The sequence below is a fragment of the Streptomyces sp. NPDC000878 genome (assembly GCF_053599695.1).
Genome location: NZ_JBSFMT010000179.1, coordinates 1 through 2,664 on the forward strand (window position 1 = coordinate 1; position 2,664 = coordinate 2,664).

Below are 2,664 nucleotides of genomic sequence, written 5' to 3' on the forward strand. Positions count from 1 at the left end.
GGCCGGGGGGGGCGGGGGGGGGGGGGGGGCCGGGCGCCCCCCCCCCCCCCCGGAACGGGATGGGACGGGTAGGGGCGGCGGGGGCGAGAAAAAACCACAGACATCCCGCCCACCGGACACCCACCCCACCCCCCACCCCCCAATGCGAGGATGACCCCGGACGACGCAACCCCCGGAGGGCACCGCACCATGACCCAGAAAGTCGCAGTCCTAGGCACCGGCAAGATCGGCGAAGCCCTGCTCAGCGGAATGATCCGAGCCGGCTGGGCCCCCGCCGACCTCCTGGTCACCGCCCGCCGCCCGGAACGAGCCGAAGAACTCCGCACCCGCTACGGAGTAACCCCGGTCACCAACCCGGAGGCAGCGAAAACCGCCGACACCCTGATCCTCACGGTCAAACCCCAGGACATGGGCACCCTCCTCGACGAACTCGCCCCCCACGTCCCCGCCGACCGCCTGGTCATCAGCGGAGCCGCCGGCATCACCACCACCTCCATCGAGGCCCGCCTCACCACCGGCACCCCGGTCGTCCGAGTCATGACTAACACCCCGGCCCTGGTCGACGAGGCCATGTCGGTCATCTCCGCCGGCAGCCACGCCACCGCCGACCACCTCGCCCACACCGAGGAGATCTTCGGCGCCGTAGGCAAGACGCTCCGCGTCCCCGAGTCCCAGCAGGACGCCTGCACCGCACTCTCCGGCTCGGGCCCGGCGTACTTCTTCTACCTGGTCGAGGCCATGACGGACGCGGGCATCCTGCTCGGCCTGCCCCGCGACAAGGCCCACGACCTGATCGTCCAGTCCGCGATCGGCGCCGCCGTGATGCTCCGCGACAGCGGCGAACACCCGGTGAAGCTCCGCGAGAACGTCACGTCCCCCGCGGGCACCACGATCAACGCCATCCGCGAACTGGAGAACCACGGCGTACGAGCCGCCCTGATCGCCGCCCTGGAAGCAGCCCGAGACCGCAGCCGAGCTCTGGCCTCGGGCAACAACACCTGACACCGGCAGACGCGGCGCGCCTACCGAGGACCCGCGCCCACCACAGCCCCGGAAGCCGCAGGCAGCAGCCCGATCGCACGATAAGCGGCATCAACGGTGGGCCGGGCCAGCCCCCGCGCTCTCTCGGCCCCGTCCCGCAGCACCCCCTCCACGAACGCGGGATCGGCACACAACTCCCTGTGCCGGTCCTGCACAGGCCGAAGAACCTCGACCACGGCCTCCGCGGTGTCCCGCTTCAGATCCCCGTACGACGCGTACGCACCCTCCAACCCCTCCGGATCCCCACCCGTACAGGCGGCGAGAATCTCCAGCAGATTCGCGACCCCGGGCCGCCCCTCCGGGTCGTACACGACATCCCGCCCGCTGTCAGTCACGGCCCGCATGACCTTCTTCCGGACCACGTCGGGCTCGTCGAGCAGATAGACGATCCCCGGCCCGACGTCATCGCTCTTCCCCATCTTCGACGTCGGCTCCTGCAGATTCATGACCCGCGCACCCACCCCCGGACGCGTGGCCCGCGGCACCACGAACGTATGCCCGTACCGCTGGTTGAACCGCACGGCCAGATCCCGGGTCAGCTCGACATGCTGCGTCTGATCGTCCCCGACGGGCACCTCGTCGGCCCCGTACGCCAGGATGTCCGCCGCCATCAGCACGGGATACGTCAGCAACGACAGCCGCACACTCCCACCCCGCGCCCGCTCCCGCGCCGCCTTCTCCTTGTACTGGATCATCCGCCGCATCTCCCCGTCGGAGGCGACGCACTCCAGCACGTACGACAGCCGCGTGTGCTCGTCCACATGACTCTGTACGAAGACGGTGCACAGCTCCGGATCGAGCCCCGAGGCCAGCAGCAGTGTGGCCGCCTGCCGGCTGAGCCGACGCACGCGCGCTGGATCGTGGTCCACGGTCAGCGCGTGCAGATCGACGATGCAGAACAGGGAGTCCGCCCGGTGCTGGTCCACCGCGGCCCACCGCCGCATGGCCCCCAGGTAGTTCCCCAACGTCAGATGCCCGGTCGGCTTGACCCCGCTGAAGACCCGCGTCATCTCTTCTCCGTCTCCTGATCTCTGGTCGAGACCACCGCACCCGGCCGGCCGACCCCTCTGGAGAGAGGAGAAACAAGAACGGCCGCCGAGGCGGCGGCCGTTGAGTACATACGTGTGTACGGCCGCCGTCAGGCGGCCCACCACTGCTGGGTGCACGTATGCGTAGTCATGGGTCCGAGGATACGCCGCCGGGGTCCCCTCCGACAGCGAGTTGACACGCCCCAGGCCCGTACGTAGTGTTCTCCGAGTTGTCCGACGTGAGCGCCGACCTCGGTCGGTCCCCGGACAGCCATTCCGCAGGTACCAAGCAATGGTCGACGACCTGTCATCGCGTCGTTGGCGTGTCATTGGCATGCGTATTCGCGAAATGAGGAATCCGCGTTCGAAAGGACGCACCCCCCGATTAGCTCGGGGGCAGGGAATCCGCTAAAGTCTCACTCGTCGGAACGGCCCAACGGCCGGGAGGACAAGCCCCGCTGACTGGGAATCAGGCCCGAAAGGATCTGATAGAGTCGGAGTCGCCGGAAAGGGAAACGCGAAAGCGGAAACCTGGAAAGCACCGAGGAAATCGGATCGGAAAACGGTCTGATAGAGTCGGAAACGCAAGACCGAA

The 2,664-nt window shown here is 68.6% G+C and carries 2 protein-coding genes; one reads left to right on the forward strand and one right to left on the reverse strand.

From position 1 onward, the window contains the following. Window positions 1-189: 189 nt before the first annotated feature. Entirely contained in the window at window positions 190-1,002 is an 813-nt protein-coding gene (gene proC / locus ACWDR4_RS50005) for a pyrroline-5-carboxylate reductase (protein ID WP_450418844.1), read from the forward strand. A 20-nt stretch (window positions 1,003-1,022) separates the two neighbouring features. On the opposite strand, the gene trpS is transcribed toward proC, so the two are convergent. Then, entirely contained in the window at window positions 1,023-2,051 is a 1,029-nt protein-coding gene (gene trpS / locus ACWDR4_RS50010; protein ID WP_450418845.1) for a tryptophan--tRNA ligase, read from the reverse strand. Window positions 2,052-2,664 lie beyond the last annotated feature (613 nt).

Excerpts from the sequence above, each read along its gene's own strand:
- proC (WP_450418844.1), top strand. The coding sequence starts at position 190 with ATGACCCAGAAAGTCGCAGTCCTAGGCACCGGCAAGATCGGCGAAGCC.
- trpS (WP_450418845.1), bottom strand. The coding sequence starts at position 2,051 with ATGACGCGGGTCTTCAGCGGGGTCAAGCCGACCGGGCATCTGACGTTG.